Source organism: Flavobacterium sp. UBA2787, assembly GCA_002352205.1.
Lineage (GTDB): Bacteria > Bacteroidota > Bacteroidia > Flavobacteriales > Flavobacteriaceae > Flavobacterium.
Map to the genome: position 1 here is coordinate 84,690 of DEHZ01000002.1, position 19,978 is coordinate 104,667.

Consider the following 19,978-nt stretch of genomic DNA (forward strand, 5'->3'; position numbering starts at 1 on the left):
AAATTTTAGACTGTTAATTCCGTTTGAGGTTGAAAATTAATTCCGTAAATTTGACTATTATAAAATAGAATGAACAGAAAAATTATACTTTTTGCTTCGATTTTAGGAGTAATTTCAATTATTTTAGGAGCATTTGGAGCTCACGCGTTAAAAGAAGTTTTAAACGAAAATCAATTAGTCAGTTTTGAAACCGGTGTTCGCTACCAATTTTATCACGCACTATTTTTATTGTTTTTAGGAACATCCGTTTTGTTATCTGATAAAACAAAAAACATTATTTTGACATTGGTTTTAGTTGGGGTTTTGTTTTTCTCGGGTTCAATCTATTTATTGGCAACAAACGACTTAACTTCTATTGATTTTAAGTTTTTAGGACCAATTACACCAATTGGAGGATTGCTATTAATAGGTGCTTGGGTAGCTCTGTTTTTGAATATTCTTAAACAAAAGGGATAAATTTTCAACAAATTATCAATTGTAAAGATTTAATTTTTACTTTTGCCAAATATTTAAACACAACTAAACGGTAAATTTATGGAAACATACGCTCAATTTACGAAATCGATTTCGTTAGAAAAGTACGGAATCAAAAACACACAAGAAATTGTTTATAATCCATCGTTTGAATTTCTATATGAAGAAGAACTAAGTTCAAAGTTAGAAGGATACGAAAAAGGACAATTGTCAGAATTAGGAGCGGTAAATGTAATGACGGGAGAATTTACCGGGAGATCGCCAAAAGATAAATATATTGTAGAAGACGACGTGACAAGAGATACCATTTGGTGGAACTCTCCAAAAGCACCGAATGATAACAAACCCATTTCAAAAGTGACTTGGGATGCTTTAAAGGAAACAACAGTTAATCAACTTTCTGGAAAAAGATTATTTGTAGTGGATGCTTTTTGTGGTGCAAACGAAAACACTCGTTTAAAAGTTCGATTCATTATGGAAGTGGCTTGGCAAGCCCATTTTGTGAAAAATATGTTCATCCGCCCAACGGAACAAGAATTGGAAAGTTTTGGTGAGCCTGATTTTGTTGTAATGAATGGTTCTAAAACGTCTTTTAAAAATTATGAAGAGCACGGATTAAATTCTGAAGTGTATGTTGCTTTTAATTTAACCGAAAAAGTTCAAATCATCGGCGGAACTTGGTATGGTGGAGAAATGAAAAAAGGACTTTTCTCGATGATGAATTACTATTTGCCTTTACAAGGAATTGCTTCGATGCATTGTTCTGCTAACAAAGGTAAAGATGGCGATGTGGCAGTTTTCTTTGGTTTATCAGGAACAGGAAAAACAACTTTATCAACTGATCCAAAACGTGAATTAATTGGTGATGATGAACACGGTTGGGATGACGAAGGTGTTTTTAACTTTGAAGGTGGATGTTATGCAAAAACCATCGATTTGAGCAAAGAAAACGAACCGGGTATTTACGGAGCCATCAAAAAAGATGCTTTGTTAGAAAATGTAACGTTGGATGCAAACGGAAAAATCGATTTTAAAGATGGTTCTGTGACGCAAAATACGCGAGTTTCTTATCCGATTAATCACATTCAAAATATTGTAAAACCGGTTTCAAAAGCGGGTCATGCAACTAAAGTTATTTTCTTGACAGCTGATGCTTTTGGTGTGATGCCTCCGGTTTCTAAATTGACACCTGAACAAACAAAATATTATTTCCTTTCCGGATTTACAGCCAAATTAGCCGGAACAGAAAGAGGTGTAACTGAACCACAACCGACTTTTTCGGCTTGTTTCGGAAAAGCATTTTTATCACTTCATCCAACGAAATACGGACAAGAATTGGTTAAGAAAATGGAGCAACACAAAGCGACTGCTTATATGGTTAACACCGGTTGGAACGGAACAGGAAAAAGAATTTCGATTAAAGATACCAGAGCAATTATTGATGCAATCTTGGATGGTTCAATTGAAAAAGCGGAAACTAAATTAATTCCGATTTTTAATTTTGAAGTGCCAACGGCGTTACATGATGTTAATTCTGCTATTTTAGATCCTCGAGACACATATAATAACCCAGATGATTGGACAGCAAAAGCATCTAATTTAGCTGATTTGTTTATTAAAAACTTCGTACAATATACAGACAATGAAGAAGGACGAAACTTAGTGAAGTCCGGACCTCAATTATAATTTTACACTAACTAACCAAACGAAAAGAGTCCCGCAATTTTGTGGGACTCTTTTTAATTTATATGAAATTGAGGATTATTTATCCTTATTCGTCTTTGCAATATATTTTTCTAAAGCCATTGTCATCGATGGAGCTTCCGGAGACGGAGCCATAATATCTACACGTAAACCATGATCTATCGCTTCTTTTTGTGTTGTACTTCCAAAAACCGCAATTCTTGTTTCATTTTGTTGAAAATCAGGGAAGTTTTTAAACAATGATTTTATTCCGGTTGGGCTAAAAAAGGCCAAAACGTCATAGTAAACATCAGCTAAATCGGTTAAATCGCTCATTACGGTTCTATAAAATATACCTTGTGTCCAGTTTACTTTTAAACCGTCTAAAGTTTGAGGAACATCAAAATTTAATTGGTCAGAAGCAGGTAACAAAAACTTTTCTTCTTTGTACTTTTTAATCAGCGGAGATAAATCTACAAAATCTTTTTGACCTACATATATTTTGCGTTTTCTGTAGATAACGTATTTCTGTAAATAAAAAGCAACAGCTTCTGATTGACAAAAATATTTCAAATCTTCAGGAACTTTATACCGCATTTCTTCGGCTACCCTAAAAAAATGATCTACAGAGTTTCTACTAGTTAGGATGATTGCGGTGTAATTATGCAAGTCAATTTTTTGACTTCTAATGTCTTTTACCGGAACACCTTCGACATGAATAAAGGGTCTGAAATCGATTTTTACTTTATGCTTTTGAATGAGCTCAAAGTATGGAGAATTTTCTACTTTGGGTTCTGGTTGTGACACCAAAATTGTTTTCACTTTCATATCGAAATTTGTTGTAAAACTAACGTCTTGTAAACCAATAATACATAAAATAGTAGGGGGCTATTTCAAGGGCACAAAGATACAAAATAAAATAAAACATCTTACTTATTAGTAAACTTTGATAAGATTTTAATGAAATAAGGTAAGTTAATGCATTTACTATCAATATAATCAATAGAATTCCGTAAATAATTATGTTTGAAGAAATATCATTATAATACAAAATTATATTAACCGGAAGAATTAACAACCCAATAAACGTGCGGTAACTTACTTTTTGAAGATTAAATTGTTCCATAAAATCTTCAATTTTAAAGGAAGTAGCAATAATCTTTTCAACCAAGTATTTAGAAAGTACAAAAACACCTAACAAAGTAATAATCTGAATATATTTTACCCAATCGGTTTTAGAGGCTAAATCGAAATAATTCAACAAAATCAGAATAAAAAAAGCAAACGAAATCAATTGCACAAAAAACAAACTGATCGTAAACCAGCTCATCATATGCGATGGGTCTTTGTAGATTTTAAGGTATTTATCAGTAACAAACAATTTTAGAAATTCATTAAAACGGGCTTCAAAAAAAGTTTTGGTCACCGCAATCAATGCAAAGCTCAAGACAAACAGAACTGTTGCCCAATCTTTACTATCCAATATTCGTTGCTCTAAAATGTAGTCCATAATTCGTTTGTAAAATTACTATTTTTTTAATTCAATCACTTTATTATAATTTTATTATGAATCAACGTTCATAAAAAGTTTACTTTTGCTTTGAAATTTTGTCTTTTTATGAGTAACGGATTAGTAGTCATTCCAACCTACAACGAAATTGAAAATGTTGAAAGTATTATTCGGGCAGTTTTTGCTCTCGAAAAGCCTTTTCACATACTGATTGTGGATGACAATTCACCGGATAAAACCCATGAAAAAGTGGAATCCTTACAAAATGAATTTCCAACACAACTTTTTTTGAAAGTTAGAAAAAAGAAATCCGGTTTGGGAACAGCATATGTGCACGGATTTAAATGGGCGTTGCAAAATAACTATGATTTTATTTTTGAGATGGATGCCGATTTTTCTCATAATCCACAAGATTTAAATAAACTCTACGAAGCATGTCAAGCCGGAGAAGCCGATATGGCAATAGGTTCGCGTTATGTTCGAGGAGTGAATGTGGTAAATTGGCCATTAAGCAGGGTTTTACTTTCTTATTTTGCTTCGGTTTATGTAAAAATAATTACCGGTATGAAAATTCATGACGCCACTGCAGGTTTTATTTGTTACAGAAGAGAAGTACTTGAAAAAATTAATCTCGACAAAATTAAATTCGTAGGCTATGCGTTTCAAATCGAAATGAAATACAGAACGTATTGCAAAGGTTTTAAAATTAAAGAAGTTCCTATTATCTTTACAGACAGAACAAAAGGACAATCCAAAATGAGTAATTCCATCATAAAGGAAGCTGTTTTTGGAGTTATTTCGTTACGCATAAAAAAACTATTTAATCGATTATAATCGAAATGAAAATGAAAAGGATCTTAATAAAAAACGCCAAAATTGTTAACGAAGGAAAGATATTTGAAGGTGATTTACTCATCGAAAATCAACTTATTACTGAAATAGCTGACAGTATTAGTGCCAAACCTGATTATAAAGTCATTGATGCAGAGGGAAATTTTTTAATTCCCGGAGCCATTGATGATCAAGTTCATTTTCGCGAACCAGGATTAACACACAAAGCCGACATTGCTTCCGAATCCAGAGCAGCTGTGGCAGGCGGAATTACATCGTTTATAGAACAACCAAATACTGTTCCGAATGCGGTAACGCAAGAATTGCTGGAACAAAAATACCAAATAGCTGCCGAAACATCGTTTGCCAATTATTCGTTTATGATGGGTGGAACCAATGATAATTTAGAAGAAGTTTTAAAAACCAATCCCAGAAATGTAGCCGGAATCAAATTGTTTTTAGGCTCTTCAACCGGAAATATGTTGGTGGACAATGAAGAAGTGTTAGAAAAAATATTTTCTTCAACAAAAATGCTGATTGCGGTTCATTGTGAAGACGAAGCGACAATCCAAAAGAATTTAGCTTTATACAAAGAAAAATACGGAGATGATGTTCCTGTGAAGTTTCATCATTTAATTAGAAGTGAAGAAGCGTGCTATCTTTCTTCTTCCAAAGCCATCGCATTAGCAAAAAAAACCGGTGCACGATTGCACGTTTTTCATCTTTCCACAGCGAAGGAATTGGAATTGTTTACCAATAAAATTCCGTTAAAAGAGAAACAAATTACAGCCGAAGTGTGCATTCATCATTTGTGGTTTACTAATGCCGATTACGACACCAAAGGAAACTTGATCAAATGGAATCCCGCTGTAAAAACTGAAGCCGATCGAGCAGCACTTTGGCAAGCACTTTTAGATGACCGAATTGATGTGATTGCCACCGATCATGCTCCACATACATTAGAAGAAAAAAAACAACCTTATCTTCAAGCACCGTCTGGCGGTCCGTTGGTGCAACATGCTGTTGTGGCAATGTTTGAAGCTTACCATCAAGGTAAAATATCTGTAGAGAAAATTGTAGAGAAAATGGCTCATAATCCGGCTAAAATTTTTAAAATTGAAAACAGAGGTTTCATTAAAGAAGGCTTTTATGCCGATTTGGTTTTAATAAATCCAGCGATGCCTTGGAACGTGAAAAAAGAAAATATTCTCTACAAATGTGGTTGGTCACCTTTGGAAGGAACTAATTTTAAATCGCGAATTACACACACATTTGTGAATGGTGAACTGGTTTATCAGAATTCAAAAGTAAATGATACCAAAGCCGGAATGCGATTACTCTTTAACCGATAAAAGATGAAATTTAAATCTACTATATTGTTTTTTTTACTAGTGTTTCTTTCATGTAATGATGATGGAGTAAAAAAACCATCAAAACTTATTGAAGAGGAAAAAATGGTTGATATTCTTTATGATTTAAGTATTTTAGATGCTTTAAAATCTAGTAATCCAAAGGTTTTAGATGAAAATAATATCGATTCCCAAACCTATATTTACAGAAAGTATAGTATTGATAGTTTACAATTTGTAGAGAATACAGCTTTTTATGCCTCGGATTTAAAGAAGTATAAAAAGATGTATGAAACAGTTGAAAAACGAATTGAAGAAAATAAAAAAGTAGCAGACAGTCTTTTGAAAATAAAACAAAAAGAAGACAATAAAAAAGCTGAGGAATTGAGATTGTTAAAGAAAGATTCAATTAAAAAACCTCGAAATATGAAAGAAGCTAATGAGTTATTGAAAAATCAAAAGTAACTTTTTTCACGACTTCTTTTATTGGTTGAAATTCAAAATTCATTTGTTGCCTAATTTTTTCATTAGAATACAAAACAGTTGTGTGCAACGATGTTGCGGTTGCTCTTGATAATTTTCTTTTTTGAAAAAACAATATTGAAAAGAACCAATCTAATCGCCAAGCAATAGATGTCATCCAAGGTTTTGCATACATAGTAGGTTTTTTAATGTTTATCCCTTCAGCTATCCAAAAAATCAAATCCTTAAAAACAATGTTTTCACTGATTAATGTAAATCGTTCTCCTGAAATATCACTTTTCATAAGCTGATACATCACAGTTACAACATCTTCAACAGCCACAAATCCGGTTGAACCTTTAGTGTAAAACGGAATTCCATTTTTCACTTTCATAAAAATCTCACCACTTCCAGAATCCCAAAAACCTGTACCTAAAATGACTCCGGGATTAACAATAACACAATTTAATCCTTCTTGTTGAGCTCGCCAAATCTCCATTTCTGCACCAAATTTTGAAAGAGCATAATCGCTGTGTGGTTTTTCAGGATTCCATTCGGTTTCTTCGCTAATCACGGTTTCACTTTCCTTTAAATCACCCAAAGCAGCAATAGAACTTACGTAGCAGAATTTTTTTACACCAAAAGCCAATGCACAATTGACCATGTTGGCTGTTCCTTCGATATTAATTTTTCTGAGATTTTCTTCTTCAACACCATCAAACGAAATTAGAGCTGCACAATGATAAACATATTCCACATTCTCAAACGCTTTTTCAAGCGAAGGAACATCGTTTACATTGCCTGAAACCCATTCAATTTTATTAAATAAATCACTGTTATTAAATTGATTAAATAGCTTTTTGGTTTTTTGAATACTATTTTCTGTACGAAATAAAGCCCGAACTTTTTCGCCATTCTGAAGTAAATGAAGTAATAAATGTGCACCAACTAAGCCGGTTCCGCCTGTAACTAAATTCATAAAAACAAAGATAAATGTTTCTGTTCTACATTTTCAAATTATCGAATTAAAACTATCTTTGCCAAAATTAATTTGATGAAATCGCTACAAAAAGAAGTTTGAATAAACACCGATAAAAATAAGCGATTCCATGTGACCTTTAAAAATCAATAAAATCCACACATGAAAAATTTAGTAGAAGAATTACGTTGGAGAGGATTGTTTCACGATATGATGCCGGGAACAGAGGAGCAATTGCTAAAAGAATCTACGACTGCCTATATCGGATTTGACCCAACTGCCGACTCGTTACATATTGGAAGTATGGTGCAAATTATCTTGTTGGTTCACCTTAAAAATTTTGGTCATCAACCCATCGCTTTAGTGGGTGGAGCTACCGGAATGATTGGCGATCCATCCGGAAAATCAGATGAGCGAAATTTGTTGGACGAAGCGACTTTGAATAAAAATGTAGAAGGAATTAAAGGTGTTTTGTCTCGTTTTTTAGATTTTAATTCAACGGATGCCAATGCTCCAATTATGGTGAATAATTATGATTGGATGAAAGATTTTTCGTTTATCGATTTTGCTCGTGATGTGGGTAAACGAATTACTGTGAACTATATGATGTCGAAAGATTCGGTAAAGAAACGTTTTTCAGGAGATGGAGAAGGAATGTCGTTTACGGAATTCACGTATCAATTAATTCAAGGATACGATTTTTATCATTTATATAAAAATTACAACTGCTTACTTCAAATGGGTGGTTCCGATCAGTGGGGAAATATCACAACCGGAACGGAATTAGTCCGAAGATTAAACGTAAACACCGAAGACGAAGGAGCAAAAGCATTTGCCTTGACCACACCATTAATCACGAAAGCCGACGGTTCAAAATTTGGAAAATCGGAAGGTGGAAATGTTTGGTTAACTGCGGATAAAACATCGCCATACAAATTCTATCAATTTTGGTTTAATTCATCCGATGAAGATGCAGAAAAATACATCAAAATTTTTACCTTTTTAGATAAAGAAACGATTGAAGAATTAATTGAAAAACACAGACAAGAACCACATTTACGTTTATTGCAAAAGAAATTAGCAGAAGAAATTACGGTTTTTGTTCATTCAAAAGAAGAATATGAAAAGGCGGTAAAAGCGTCAAACATTTTGTTTGGAAATTCAACATCAGAAGATTTGAAACAATTGGATTCGCAAACATTTTTAGATGTTTTTGACGGAATTACACAAGCCGAAATTTCAAAATCAGATTTGGAAAACGGAATCGGTATAATTGATGCTTTATCGGCAAAATCGGGATTTTTACCTTCCAATAGCGAAGCCAGAAGAGCGTTAAAAGAAAATTCTATTTCGGTGAATCGTGAAAAAGTGACGGAAGAATTTATACTTTCAAACAATGACTTAATTATAAATGAGTTTGTTTTATTACAACGCGGAAGAAGAAACTATTTTATTTTACGAGCAGTTTAAACTTGAAACCTGAAACTTGAAACCATTTTAAACCACCATCAAGTTACAACCGCGAATATCGCTAGAATCAAAACGTCCCAACACTTCAAACGAATGGTTGGGATATTTTTTGCCCAAATCTTGCGTTGCAATAAAAGAGCAGGAATTGATATTTGCCAAATCGATGACATTAATTCCGCCTGTTTTTCCGTAATCAACATACGTTAACGCATCTTCCGTATCACGAATGAGAATGGACATCCAGGGAGGACATTCGAAAATACCTTTTCCTAACGAATAGGCTTGCGATAATAACTCGGTCATACCATATTCTGAATGAATGGCGGGAACGTCAAAACCGTTGCATAGAATTGAATGTAATTCTTCACGGATGATTTCTTTTCGTTTGCCTTTCATTCCGCCGGTTTCCATGACAATAGTGTTTTTTAATTGAAAGGATTGTTTTTCAATCAAATCTAAAAGAGCATATGTTACACCAATCAATAAAACATTCTGACCGGAGGAGTCTAGCTCAATAAGTTGCTGAATTAATTCATCATAATTATTCAAATAAAATCCGCTTTCAGAATGGTTTGAGCTTTCAATCAAATCATTTACCATATAAATCAACGACGAGCCATCTCGTTCTAAATAGGAGGGAAGTAGAGCTAAAACTACGTAATCTTCGATGTTTCCATAGAATTGAGAAAACGCTTTTCGAAAACTTTGTTCGTATAAAGTTACATCAGTTACCAAATGATTACTTGTCAAAGTTCCGGTTGTTCCGCTACTGGTAAATATTTCTTGAATCGTATTTTGTGAACTTAAAATCTCATGACTTTTAAAAAACTGAATCGGTAAAAAGGGAATTTCTTCAATAGATTTTACATTGGATTTGTCTTTTTTCAACAACGAACAAAAATCCTGATAAACCAAATTGTTATCATATTGATGCCTAAAAACTTTGAGTGTTATTTTCTCAAATTCTTTTTGACTACTGATGGAAAATATGTCGGGATAAGGATTCATTGGTGCAAAAATAGCAATAAAAAAAGCACCAACTTTCGTTGATGCTTGATTTATGTTTGAAATGAAAGATTACTTAACTGCTAATTTCACAGTAGCAGAATTTCCGCCTTCAATGATTTTTACTACGTAAAGACCAGTGTTTAAAGTTGAAATATTAATTGCTTCATTTGAAGTAGTTACATTCATTACTTGTTTTCCTAATAAGTCATACACTTGAACATTTCTTTCAGCATTTAATTCTGTAGAAATATATAATGTTCCGTCAGCAACTGGATTAGGGTAAACTTTTAAACCTGAAATTGTATTGTTTCTAATTGATAAAGTAAGATCATTTAATGAACGAGCAGTTAATTGAGCAGCTCCATTAAAGTTACCAACCAAAGCAATAAAACCAGTTGTACCGGAAGGAACTAGTGAACCGATATAATTAGATTCTGCAAATGCAGTTCTAAAAATCATTGTATCTGTACCGTCTGAAAAGTTATAGTTGGTTGCAGGAGGGTTAACGAAAGTTGTTGTTCCATTTCCATCTTCAAAAGTAACACCATTAAGTTGAACTAATCTGCTTTCGTATGCTTGCACATCAGCAGCAAGTTGAGCAATTGTTACTACTTGAGGAGATACTGTATTTCCTGAAGAAGCAACCGTTGCGTTGGCAGTAGGCGTAAATTGAAGTAAACCACTAAAAAGTGAAGTTCTTCCCGTTAAACCAGCCATAGCATCACCAGCTACAAATGGAGTAGAAATGATACCGGCAAGGTCATCAATTAAAACAGCTCCGCTAGCATCTTCAACATATTTTTGATTACGTGTTGTTCTGGCATAAGTTACAACCGGTGCTTCAAGAATTTGGTAATATTTTCCTGCACCGTTAGCAATTACATCAGCACGCATTTCACCTAAGTTACCTATTACGTTTAACGCAGCAATTTCAAAAGTTACGCTAGCCATTACAGCAGGAACAATTGGTGTGTGAGTATTATCAACTAATTCCATGTTTAAAGTATATTCTCCCGCAGCTAAACCTGAAAATACAATTGGGTTAGTGTCATATTTCATAACCATTGAACCACCTGGAGTTAATGTATAATGAATGTGCCCGTCTATACCTGCACCTGGATTACCAACAACAAAGTTAGAAACAGTGATATTAACAGTAACATCTGAATTTGGAGCAAAAACGGTTCCGTTTGATGGAGAACCGATTGCTAAACTTGGCGATGCTGCAGCACCAAAATCAGTCATAACGATATCATCAATATTTAAACGATTATTTGATGCACCTGTTTCAGTAGCTCTTTTAATTCTGATTCTTACATCAGCATTGATGTCTAATTGAGCTGAAAATGTTTGCACATCATCGGTAGCAGGAGCTGTAAAAGCATCACCAACTTGTGTCCAGTCAGCACCATCATTAACAGAATATTCTACTTTCCAATCCACTTGTGCATCAGTACCGTATCTTCTGTACAAGAAAGACAAATTTCCAATTCCGTTTGTTTTGTTGGCCAACATGGTCATCGAAGATGCGGCATAACCTCTCATACGGGCAGACTTAGTTCCGTTTTTCCAATCTGCAGTTGCGTTTCCAATCAATGATTCTGTCATATCCCAATCAATTCCTGACAAGGTTACAGTTGCAGAAGCATAAGATCCTTTTGTTTCATTTTCAAAATCAACAGTGTACTGAGCTTGAGCAGTAAACAATGAAAATGCTAAAAATAATAAAGTGTAAAGTTTTTTCATTTTTTTATAAAATTTATTGTACAAAGATAACAACAATTAATAAGTTATAAAAGATAACCTTATTAAAAAATTGTAAATTGGGAATAAAGGGGAATTTCTAACTACCTGATAATCAATTTTCGGGTAGCAGTAGCATCACCTTCTTTGATTTTAATCATGTAGATGCCCGGAGAAAGTGAAGAAACATTCAATTCTTTAGTATTAATTGTGCTTTGAAGCACAACTTTTCCAAGAATATCAAAAATGGTTACTTCTTTGGCTAATGATGATTTGGAAGTGATATACACTTTTCCGTTACTCACCGGATTAGGATAAAAGCTAAGCCCCTCAATGGTAGTTTCCTGAGTTTTGTTGGGTTGCTGTGGCTTGTTTTCCTGAGCAGAGGCTGTCAGAGAAACAAGAAAAACCGCTAAAAGAATAGTATAAAAGTAATTTTTTTTCATCTTTCCGATTTGGTTTGGTAAATGTATAAAAAATATTTCAAATAGTGTACCAAAAAATTATATTGACCAAAAAAACTTTAAAACTTTATTTTTTAATTAATTTTTGTAATCTAATTCAATTTTTGAAATCCAAATTTTATCTGTTTTATCATAATAGGTGTTGTCATCCGGAAATTCAATATAAAAATCGGGTTGAGAATTCTTCGTGTAATAGGCAGATAGATCCTCTCCGTTGATGTATTTTCTAAATAAAAGTTCAGTTTTTTGCTTTAATTCTGATTCTTCCATTTTCCATGTTCTGAAAGCTTCTTCGTAGGTTACTATATTTCCTTTATCATCTTTTTTTAATTTTCCAACCGTTGCCACTTTTTTAATTTTTAGGCTAGGTGCAATTTTTGTAATTGCAAAATAGATTTCACCTGTTTTGGAGTTTGGATAATAAAACAGCAAATCACATGCATTTGCTAAAGCAGTATATTCTTCATCAAATTTTTCATCAAACTTGGTTTCATGAGTTGCTTTTTTTGCTAATCTACCAGTATAGCGAATTATGGAATAGTTAAAGTTATTTTGCTCCACTTCACTTAAATGCGAATTTGGATCTATATTGTTAGACTCTTTTTCACATCCGACCAAATAAAAAAGAGATATAAAAATTAAAACGTATTTCATGTTTTTTTTAATTATAAAAAGAGCTTAATCAAAGGACTAAGCTCTTTTTTTATGTAAAATTATTAAAATTTTTAATATGCTTTCATAATTGGGTTGAATTCTGCCCAACCATCTGTCCAATCTGTTGCACCAAAAGCACCTCTATAAGTGGTTGGTGTAAAGAATGCGTCAGATAATTTTGGGTCTGTAAAAGAAGCTCCTGTTGTTAAAGTTCCTGCTGTTACAGTAAAAGTTGGGTTTTGAGTATAACCAGTACTTGTGGCTGTACCAAAGAAGATATTTTGATTTAACCCTAATTGAGCATAAACAGCTGCTAAGTCTGTGTTAACTATTGTTTCATTTGATGCATTCCATAATGCTTCAACATTAGTAGCTGTAGCAGTCATACCTGTTCCAACTGAAAAAGTTGTAGTTGGTGCAACCATAACATTGTTTAAAAGAGAGCCAGTTCCATTATTATAGTTATCATAAACAGATTGTTGGTTCATTCTTAAACCTCTAGGCATACCAACAAAAACAGAGTTTGCAATTGTTAATGCTGTTCTTCTACGTAAATCTAAAGCATGTTGATAGTTACCGTTGATAGATTGTGTGTTTGTTAATCTTGGTCCGATACCAGTAATGTTCGAGAAAACACCTGTAGTTAACAAAGTTGTTAAGTTGTCGTTTGGTCCGTTATCTGTTTCAAAAATATTTGAACCTGATTGGTCGGCATAACTTCCGTAACGGATAGACATTCCAAATTGTACTTTACCAGTAAATCCATAATCTACGTCAAAACAATCATCCCACATTCCAAAGGCAATAAGGTATTTTGAGTTAACAGAACCGCCAAACCATTCAAATCCATCATCTCCACCCCAAGATACTTGGCAATAATCCATTACAGTTGCACTTCCAACACCTCCTAATGTGATTGAGTTAGTTTCATTGTTTGGCGTTAATTCGATTCCTGCAAATTCTACACGTACATATTTTAAAACTCCAGAGTTATCGTTGTTGTCAGTTCCACCAAAAACTACAGTTGGTGTAACACCTTCAATTACCGGATCTGCTTGGTTAACAGGAGCTCTTCCTAAGACAACTATACCGCCCCAGTCACCACGATCTCTTGAGCCTGCCGGTAGAGCTGAAGTAAACACGATTGGTTCATTTGCTGTTCCTTCGGCAATAATTTTACCTCCGCGATCAATTATCAAAGTACCTTTTGATCCTTTATCTCCAAAGATAATTGTACCAGGTTCGATTGTTAAAATTTGATTTTCTCTAACAAATACTTGTCCTTTAAGTAAATATTTATTGTCATTGGTTAACGTTTGCGTTTCTAAGTTTCCTATTAATTCGATATAGTCTTCTTGTGGGTCTGGGTTGTTTCCGCCGTTTTCAACAATAATTGTAATTGGTGGTGCTTCCTCATAAGTACATGCTGAAAAAACTAGCAAAGAGCATAAAACGCTAGTTAAATAAAATAGATTTTTTTTCATGATCATTAGTTTAAATTTAATTGTGTTATTGTTTTTTAAAAGTTATAAGTTACATTAAATGTAAAAAGTGTTCCTCTTCTGAATACTGATGTTGGGTTGTCTTTTGAGTCTTCAATTTTTTCATCTCTGTTAGAATCTTCATAGAATCTGTATTTTGCATTTAGCAAATCTTGAATCCCAATTTTATAAGTTACTTTGTTAAATCTTTTAGACAACGTTAAATCGATATTGTCTCTTGATAATTCATAAATAGTCGGGAATATATTATCTCCTACAGAGAAAATTCTATTACCAAAGCGGTTGTAAATCACGTTTGCAGAAAATCCTTTTTCATCTTCATAACCCAAAGCAGCATTAATAATGTATGGAGATTGACCTTGTAGAACACGTTTTTGAGCTTGCGAAGTTACATCTGATCCTAAATCAACTTCAGATATAATATAGGAAGCGTTTAAATTAGTTGATAATCTGCTAAAAAATGGAACAGATGAAATGTCTTTAAATGATTTTCTAATTTCTACTTCTAAACCATAACTATAAGCATTTTCAGCGTTTTTGTATTTAAATTGTGGTTGTTCTGTGGTAATTTCAGTGACATTTTCAATTGGGTCTTTAAAGTTTTTGTAAAAGGCTCCTAAACTCATTGTTTCACCTTTGTTTGGATAGAATTCGTATCTAAAATCAATATTATCGATTGTAGCTGTTTTTAAATTTTCGGAACCTCTTCTACCTGCTTCATTTTCAAAATCATAAAATACAAAAGGAGCGATTTCTCTAAACTCAGGTCTATTAACAGTTCTACCATAAGCCAAACGTAAGATAGAACGATCACTTACGTTGTAAGCTATATTTAAAGAGGGTAAAACCGAGGTTACAGGATTTTCTATATTAATTGGTTCTGTTTCGTTATTCGAGTTTAATTTCAAAACATTATGCTCAACACGTAAACCTCCTGTGAAGTTAAATTTATAAAACGGTATTTCTGCAAAAGCATATCCGGCAAGTAAAAAATTACTGGAATCATATGAGTCGATTGCTCTTGTTCCTTCGTTAAATACCCAACCATCGTTTGGATTAACATTTATTGAGTTAAATATTTCTGTTAAAGGCAATTGTTTTAACTCGTTTCTGTTTTCAACAACCGAACCCGGAAGCAAATAAGAGAAATACCTCGCATCAAAATTTCGTTGTCTGTAATCTGTTAAATATCCTGTTTTTAAAACAATACTTCCAATCTCTTCATCATTTTTTACACGTTCAATAGTATGTGTGTAATTAATTGAGTTGTTTAAGGAATATTCACTCAAGAAACCAAAATAACGACCTGTATCAAATAAGTTAGAAGAAGCAGGGTCAATCATTTCAAACGGTGCATTTGGATCGTCGAAGGGCTGAATAGTTCTGAATCTTCTCAAGTCTGGTTCAGATTCATAAATATAATTTCCTCCAATTGTCCAGTCTAGTTTTCCTTTTGATCCTAGGTTGTGATTACCTTCAAATTGGCCGATATAAATAGATCTGGCTTTGTATCCCAATAAATAGTTTTTAAATTTATCCTCTCCACGTTGCAAAAAGTTACTACCACTTCTCAAAATGGTTTCATTTTCTCCAATTTGGTTAAACAAGTTTTTAAATTTAATTGTACTGTTGTTGTTTAATTTCCAAATCCAGTTAGATAAAACAGTTATTCTATTTTCTTTTTTATAGGTATCATCTTGATAATCAAACCAAAGTGGCGGTCTGGTTTCGCCTTCGTTTAATGATGTATATCTTGTGAATTGTCTTTTGTATGATTGAAATCCTTCAGAATAATTTAATGCATTTACGGTTGAAAGTTTCATTCCGTTTGCAAAGTTTATGTTTCTTCCTAAACTAAATCCAACACTGTTGTCAAAAAACGCAGTTGATTGAGTTGGGTTGAAATTGTTTTTTAAGCGTTGTGACGCAGCAGCATTCACACCAGGTAAATCATTGATTTGCGATTTACTCGGAAAACCATACGGTAATGCTCTATAATTTAGGTCAAAACCTAAGAAGTCAGTGTTAGAACCTTCACTTTGAAAATAATCATTAAAAGAAGTGTTTGCTCTGTAGCCAATTCCAATGCTTGCTCTTGTAAACTCTGCTCCACTTTCTGACGTTGTGATAGCAATTACACCACCGGAAAAATCTCCCGGTTTGTCCGCAGAGGCTGTTTTATAAATTACAATTTTATCAATTGCATCGGTTGGAATTAAGTCAAAAGAAAATGTTCTTTTATCTACTTCTGTACTTGGTGCGATCGAATTATTAATTAAAACATTATTATATCGCTCGCTAAGTCCTCTTATCATAACAAATTTTCCATCAACAATTGTTACTCCCGGAACTCTTTGAACAGCTTCGGCAGCATTTCCATCTGTTCCTTTACTCATTTGTTCTGCAGAAATAGCACTAACAACTTGTTTGGCTTCTTTCATTTCGGTCATTATAGCCACTTCAGTATTTTTTCTTCTCGAAGTGGCAACCACAACATCTTGTAATTGAACACCACTTCCAGCACTAAGTGATCTGTTGATTGTGACTGTTTGGTTTGCCTTAATGTTTACAGGAACTTCTACACTTTCATACCCCAAAAAACTTAAAACCAATATATAATTTCCTGGTTCCGCTTCAATCCTATATTTTCCGTTTTCATCAGTAGTTGTTCCAATAGTTGTTCCTTTAAGTTGAACATTTGCAAACGGAAGAGGTGAATTGTTCATATCTTTGTCAGATAATGTTCCGTTTACTGTTCCTTTCTGTGCATGTGAAAAGAGTGCAACAAATAAAGTAAGTAAGAGTAATCTAAATTTCATCAGGTTGTGTTTTAAATTATGGGGCAAAGAAACGGCTACCTTGTAAAGTTGGTGTTATCCACTTGTTACGATTTTGTTTCACTTGAGTTACCAAATCGTTAACAGATTAAATTACCGTTAACAACGTAATTCATTTTGTATTATCTTTACCTTTACATCGCAAAACGCACACTATTTTGGATATGAAAAAAAAGGAAATTAAAATCTTATTAGTTGATGATGAACAAGATATACTCGAAATTGTAGGGTATAATCTAGCTCAAGAAGGCTATCAAATTGTTACTGCTGTCAACGGAAAAGAAGCCGTTCAAAAAGCAAAAAAAGAATTGCCGCATTTAATTATTATGGATGTGATGATGCCGGAAATGGATGGAATGGAAGCCTGTGAACACATTCGAAAGATTCCCGAATTAAGTAATGTTATTGTAGCATTTTTAACTGCAAGAAGCGAAGATTACTCACAAGTAGCCGGTTTTGAAGCCGGTGCCGATGATTATATCGCCAAACCAATCAAGCCAAAAGTATTGGTAAGTAAAGTGAAAGCACTTCTACGTCGTTTGAAAGAAGATGAAACCAAAAGCGATGTCTTAACCGTTGGAAATATCGAAGTAAATAGAGAAGAATACAAAATTATTCAAGGAGGCAAAGAAATTGTATTACCTAGAAAAGAATTTGAATTGTTCTATTTATTAGCTTCAAAACCCGGAAAAGTATTCAAAAGAGAAGAAATTTTAGATAAAGTTTGGGGTAATGAAGTGGTTGTTGGCGGAAGAACCATCGACGTACACATCAGAAAATTAAGAGAAAAAATTGGCGACGATCTTTTTAAAACCATCAAAGGTGTTGGTTACAAACTGGAAGTATAATTCAATTTCCTCTTTTGTTGAAAATAGTTTACTTTTGAGAGCATATTAACCAACTGAAAACTGTTTTTAATGGCCATTAGTTTTAAAAAAACATACAAATTTGCTATAAAATCAGCACTTTATGTTTCCTTGTTTTCCATTGGGTTTTTAGTGTTGACGACTTATTTTTTTTATGAAATAAATTGGCTCTTTATTACTGTTTTCGGACTTTCCATCTACCTTTTTTCGTTTTTTGTAATTCAATATCGGGTGGAACGCTTTATTTATCGTAGGGTAAAAAAAATCTACGATGATGTATCTTTATTAGATTCTACAACGTTTAGAAGTCAGCCAATTACAACAGATATGGCCACTTTAACAAAAGAAGTTAAAAAATTTGCCACCGATAAAAAACTCGAAATTGAAACGCTAAAAGTCCGCGAAGAATATCGAAGAGAATTTTTAGGAAACGTTTCCCACGAATTAAAAACACCTTTATTCACCGTGCAAGGTTATATTTCAACCTTGTTGGATGGAGCCATGAGTGACAAAACCCTTCGAAAAAAGTACCTTGAACGAGCCGAAAAAGGAGTGGAGCGATTAATCTATATCGTAAAAGATTTAGACATGATTACCAAACTTGAAACCGGTGATTTAAACTTGGATTACTCGATTTTTGATGTGGTAGAATTAGTTAAAAATGTGTTTGAATTACTTGAAATGCGAGCCTCCAAAAAACACATCACACTCACTTTTGATACAAAATATGCAAACCCGATTTATGTGCGAGCTGATCAGGAAAAAATCCAACAGGTGGTTACTAATTTGGTTATGAATTCCATCAAATACGGAAAAGAAGGCGGAACAACCGAAGTGAGCATTGAAAACTTAGTGAAAAATAAAATTATCGTTAGAATAACAGATAACGGAGAAGGAATTCAAAAACAGTACATCCCCAGACTTTTTGAGAGATTTTTTAGGGTTGATAAAAGTGGTGCTCGTTCAGAAGGTGGTTCCGGTTTAGGATTAGCCATTGTGAAACATATCATCGAAGGTCACAACGAAAAAATCTACGTAGAAAGTCAATTTGGCGTGGGTTCAGAATTTTCATTTACGCTCGAAAAGCAAAAATAAATTTTTCCAATTTAAGTTGTTTTTAAAACTTTGTAATCCTTTATATAAATCTACTTCATATAAATTTTCGATTACAAATTTTTCCTGCTTTGCAAACGGAACAACACCGTCTTTTTTATATTTCTTAGCCAAATATTCCTGCTCAAATTGTCCTGGAGTTGGAATAAAAAAGGCTTTTTTACCCAATTTTGCCAAATCCATAACGGTGGTGTAACCTGAACGACAAAGCACTAATTCACTTTCATTAAAGGTTTGTTCAAGCTGTCCCGATGTCATGAAATTATAAAAAGTCACATGGTCAATTTGTTCCGATTTTTGTTCTGGTTCAATGATGCCACGAACAAAAACAACATCGCCAACATAGCGTTTGATTTCTTCTTTCAAATGCATTTCCAACATCGATCGTTGCGGTTCAGGACCGGAAAGAATAACCATTAAATCATATTTTTTTGGTAATTCTTTTTTGTTCAAACGGCTTAACGGACCAATGTAATTTATCTTAAAATGCGGATTTTTCAAATGACCTAATTTTCCTGTGAGGTTCGGAATTTCTGCCACATCCGGAACCCAACATTCTTCATATTTTTTAATGATATATTGATGCAATTTACTGGTAATCCAACTCGTATTTCCGGTTAAAACATTCAATTGATGCGTGATAAAAACAGAAGGCACTTTTTTAGAATAAATGCCTAATCGATTATCGGAAATGATGCCTGAAAGATCATATTCTTTTACCCACTTTTTCACCAATTTTCTTTCCAAATAAATGGCTTCCATCATTTTTGGGCTATTTTTTATCAGTTTCCACTTAAAAAAAGCTCCATTTTTGGCATATTCAATCTGATAGGAAGGTAATTCCAAAAAAATTAATTCCGGAAATTCTTTCTGTAAAATGTGCAAAGCAACACCATCGGAAGCAATAACGGGTTCAAAATCGTTTTCCAACAAAGCTTCGATAATAGGAATGCATCGTGTGGCGTGTCCCAAGCCCCAATTTAATGGAGCAACGAGAATTTTTGGTTTGGCAGTTTCCAAGTCTTAATAACTC

Annotated in this window: 18 protein-coding genes; 8 read left to right on the plus strand and 10 right to left on the minus strand. The window is 33.5% G+C overall.

The window, feature by feature from the left end; all coding sequences use genetic code 11:
* The first annotated feature begins 69 nt into the window (after positions 1 to 69).
* Positions 70 to 456 carry a DUF423 domain-containing protein gene (locus B4N66_RS00815; RefSeq protein ID WP_291091770.1) on the plus strand — a complete coding sequence of 129 codons (387 nt, stop codon included), beginning with the start codon at positions 70 to 72 and terminating at the stop codon, positions 454 to 456.
* Between the two features lie 78 nt (positions 457 to 534).
* Positions 535 to 2,160: a phosphoenolpyruvate carboxykinase (ATP) gene (gene pckA, locus B4N66_RS00820; RefSeq protein WP_291091772.1), complete on the plus strand. Its 1,626-nt coding sequence runs from the start codon at positions 535 to 537 to the stop codon at positions 2,158 to 2,160.
* A gap of 75 nt (positions 2,161 to 2,235) precedes the next feature.
* Here the strand turns inward: pckA and B4N66_RS00825 are convergent, their stop codons facing one another.
* Both B4N66_RS00825 and B4N66_RS00830 read right to left on the minus strand, forming a co-directional pair.
* Positions 2,236 to 2,985, minus strand: a complete 750-nt coding sequence (locus tag B4N66_RS00825) for a uroporphyrinogen-III synthase (protein WP_291091774.1) — start codon at positions 2,983 to 2,985, stop codon at positions 2,236 to 2,238.
* Between the two features lie 19 nt (positions 2,986 to 3,004).
* On the minus strand, positions 3,005 to 3,667 hold the full coding sequence (locus B4N66_RS00830) for a DUF4271 domain-containing protein (protein WP_291091776.1): 663 nt from the start codon (positions 3,665 to 3,667) through the stop codon (positions 3,005 to 3,007).
* 108 nt (positions 3,668 to 3,775) lie between these two features.
* On the opposite strand from B4N66_RS00830, the gene B4N66_RS00835 reads away from it, so the two are divergent.
* The 3 genes from B4N66_RS00835 to B4N66_RS00845 are packed head-to-tail and all read left to right on the plus strand — an operon-like array spanning position 3,776 to position 6,312.
* Positions 3,776 to 4,501 carry a polyprenol monophosphomannose synthase gene (locus B4N66_RS00835; protein WP_291091778.1) on the plus strand — a complete coding sequence of 242 codons (726 nt, stop codon included), beginning with the start codon at positions 3,776 to 3,778 and terminating at the stop codon, positions 4,499 to 4,501.
* Positions 4,502 to 4,512: 11 nt separating this feature from the next.
* A complete protein-coding gene (locus B4N66_RS00840) occupies positions 4,513 to 5,850 on the plus strand; it encodes a dihydroorotase (RefSeq protein WP_291091780.1) in 1,338 nt (445 codons plus the stop codon).
* A 3-nt stretch (positions 5,851 to 5,853) separates the two neighbouring features.
* Positions 5,854 to 6,312: a DUF4296 domain-containing protein gene (locus tag B4N66_RS00845; RefSeq protein ID WP_291091786.1), complete on the plus strand. Its 459-nt coding sequence runs from the start codon at positions 5,854 to 5,856 to the stop codon at positions 6,310 to 6,312.
* On the opposite strand, the gene B4N66_RS00850 is transcribed toward B4N66_RS00845, so the two are convergent.
* Positions 6,284 to 7,288, minus strand: a complete 1,005-nt coding sequence (locus B4N66_RS00850; RefSeq protein ID WP_291091788.1) for an NAD-dependent epimerase/dehydratase family protein — start codon at positions 7,286 to 7,288, stop codon at positions 6,284 to 6,286. The genes B4N66_RS00845 and B4N66_RS00850 overlap by 29 nt on opposite strands.
* Before the next feature lie 162 nt (positions 7,289 to 7,450).
* Between B4N66_RS00850 and tyrS the strand changes: the two genes are divergently transcribed.
* Positions 7,451 to 8,758 (plus strand): tyrosine--tRNA ligase, encoded by a 1,308-nt coding sequence (tyrS, locus tag B4N66_RS00855; protein ID WP_291091790.1) that lies wholly within the window; start codon positions 7,451 to 7,453, stop codon positions 8,756 to 8,758.
* A 27-nt stretch (positions 8,759 to 8,785) separates the two neighbouring features.
* Here the strand turns inward: tyrS and B4N66_RS00860 are convergent, their stop codons facing one another.
* From B4N66_RS00860 to B4N66_RS00885, 6 genes are all read right to left on the minus strand, one after another.
* On the minus strand, positions 8,786 to 9,766 hold the full coding sequence (locus B4N66_RS00860) for an acyl transferase (RefSeq protein ID WP_291091792.1): 981 nt from the start codon (positions 9,764 to 9,766) through the stop codon (positions 8,786 to 8,788).
* A 69-nt stretch (positions 9,767 to 9,835) separates the two neighbouring features.
* Entirely contained in the window at positions 9,836 to 11,512 is a 1,677-nt protein-coding gene (locus tag B4N66_RS00865) for a T9SS type A sorting domain-containing protein (protein ID WP_291091794.1), read from the minus strand.
* A gap of 101 nt (positions 11,513 to 11,613) precedes the next feature.
* A complete protein-coding gene (locus B4N66_RS00870; RefSeq protein WP_291091799.1) occupies positions 11,614 to 11,955 on the minus strand; it encodes a T9SS type A sorting domain-containing protein in 342 nt (113 codons plus the stop codon).
* A gap of 96 nt (positions 11,956 to 12,051) precedes the next feature.
* On the minus strand, positions 12,052 to 12,627 hold the full coding sequence (locus B4N66_RS00875; protein ID WP_291091802.1) for a hypothetical protein: 576 nt from the start codon (positions 12,625 to 12,627) through the stop codon (positions 12,052 to 12,054).
* A 71-nt stretch (positions 12,628 to 12,698) separates the two neighbouring features.
* Positions 12,699 to 14,111: a hypothetical protein gene (locus B4N66_RS00880; RefSeq protein ID WP_291091803.1), complete on the minus strand. Its 1,413-nt coding sequence runs from the start codon at positions 14,109 to 14,111 to the stop codon at positions 12,699 to 12,701.
* A gap of 35 nt (positions 14,112 to 14,146) precedes the next feature.
* The gene (locus B4N66_RS00885; RefSeq protein WP_291091805.1) at positions 14,147 to 16,948 is read right to left on the minus strand and encodes a TonB-dependent receptor; all 2,802 of its coding nucleotides are present in this window, start codon (positions 16,946 to 16,948) and stop codon (positions 14,147 to 14,149) included.
* Between the two features lie 182 nt (positions 16,949 to 17,130).
* Here B4N66_RS00885 and B4N66_RS00890 point away from each other — a divergent pair, with 182 nt between their 5' ends.
* Positions 17,131 to 17,814, plus strand: coding sequence for a response regulator transcription factor (locus tag B4N66_RS00890; protein WP_291091808.1), 684 nt, complete (start codon positions 17,131 to 17,133; stop codon positions 17,812 to 17,814).
* A 69-nt stretch (positions 17,815 to 17,883) separates the two neighbouring features.
* A complete protein-coding gene (locus tag B4N66_RS00895; protein ID WP_291091812.1) occupies positions 17,884 to 18,927 on the plus strand; it encodes a sensor histidine kinase in 1,044 nt (347 codons plus the stop codon).
* Here B4N66_RS00895 and B4N66_RS00900 read toward each other — a convergent pair.
* Positions 18,901 to 19,965, minus strand: a complete 1,065-nt coding sequence (locus B4N66_RS00900) for a glycosyltransferase (RefSeq protein WP_291091814.1) — start codon at positions 19,963 to 19,965, stop codon at positions 18,901 to 18,903. The genes B4N66_RS00895 and B4N66_RS00900 overlap by 27 nt on opposite strands.
* Between the last annotated feature and the right edge of the window lie 13 nt (positions 19,966 to 19,978).

Bases quoted from the DNA above. Each gene is read 5' to 3' on its own strand.
- B4N66_RS00815 (WP_291091770.1), top strand. From the start codon at position 70: ATGAACAGAAAAATTATACTTTTTGCTTCGATTTTAGGAGTAATTTCA.
- pckA (WP_291091772.1), top strand. From the start codon at position 535: ATGGAAACATACGCTCAATTTACGAAATCGATTTCGTTAGAAAAGTAC.
- B4N66_RS00825 (WP_291091774.1), bottom strand. From the start codon at position 2,985: ATGAAAGTGAAAACAATTTTGGTGTCACAACCAGAACCCAAAGTAGAA.
- B4N66_RS00830 (WP_291091776.1), bottom strand. From the start codon at position 3,667: ATGGACTACATTTTAGAGCAACGAATATTGGATAGTAAAGATTGGGCA.
- B4N66_RS00835 (WP_291091778.1), top strand. From the start codon at position 3,776: ATGAGTAACGGATTAGTAGTCATTCCAACCTACAACGAAATTGAAAAT.
- B4N66_RS00840 (WP_291091780.1), top strand. From the start codon at position 4,513: ATGAAAAGGATCTTAATAAAAAACGCCAAAATTGTTAACGAAGGAAAG.
- B4N66_RS00845 (WP_291091786.1), top strand. From the start codon at position 5,854: ATGAAATTTAAATCTACTATATTGTTTTTTTTACTAGTGTTTCTTTCA.
- B4N66_RS00850 (WP_291091788.1), bottom strand. From the start codon at position 7,288: ATGAATTTAGTTACAGGCGGAACCGGCTTAGTTGGTGCACATTTATTA.
- tyrS (WP_291091790.1), top strand. From the start codon at position 7,451: ATGAAAAATTTAGTAGAAGAATTACGTTGGAGAGGATTGTTTCACGAT.
- B4N66_RS00860 (WP_291091792.1), bottom strand. From the start codon at position 9,766: ATGAATCCTTATCCCGACATATTTTCCATCAGTAGTCAAAAAGAATTT.
- B4N66_RS00865 (WP_291091794.1), bottom strand. From the start codon at position 11,512: ATGAAAAAACTTTACACTTTATTATTTTTAGCATTTTCATTGTTTACT.
- B4N66_RS00870 (WP_291091799.1), bottom strand. From the start codon at position 11,955: ATGAAAAAAAATTACTTTTATACTATTCTTTTAGCGGTTTTTCTTGTT.
- B4N66_RS00875 (WP_291091802.1), bottom strand. From the start codon at position 12,627: ATGAAATACGTTTTAATTTTTATATCTCTTTTTTATTTGGTCGGATGT.
- B4N66_RS00880 (WP_291091803.1), bottom strand. From the start codon at position 14,111: ATGAAAAAAAATCTATTTTATTTAACTAGCGTTTTATGCTCTTTGCTA.
- B4N66_RS00885 (WP_291091805.1), bottom strand. From the start codon at position 16,948: ATGAAATTTAGATTACTCTTACTTACTTTATTTGTTGCACTCTTTTCA.
- B4N66_RS00890 (WP_291091808.1), top strand. From the start codon at position 17,131: ATGAAAAAAAAGGAAATTAAAATCTTATTAGTTGATGATGAACAAGAT.
- B4N66_RS00895 (WP_291091812.1), top strand. From the start codon at position 17,884: ATGGCCATTAGTTTTAAAAAAACATACAAATTTGCTATAAAATCAGCA.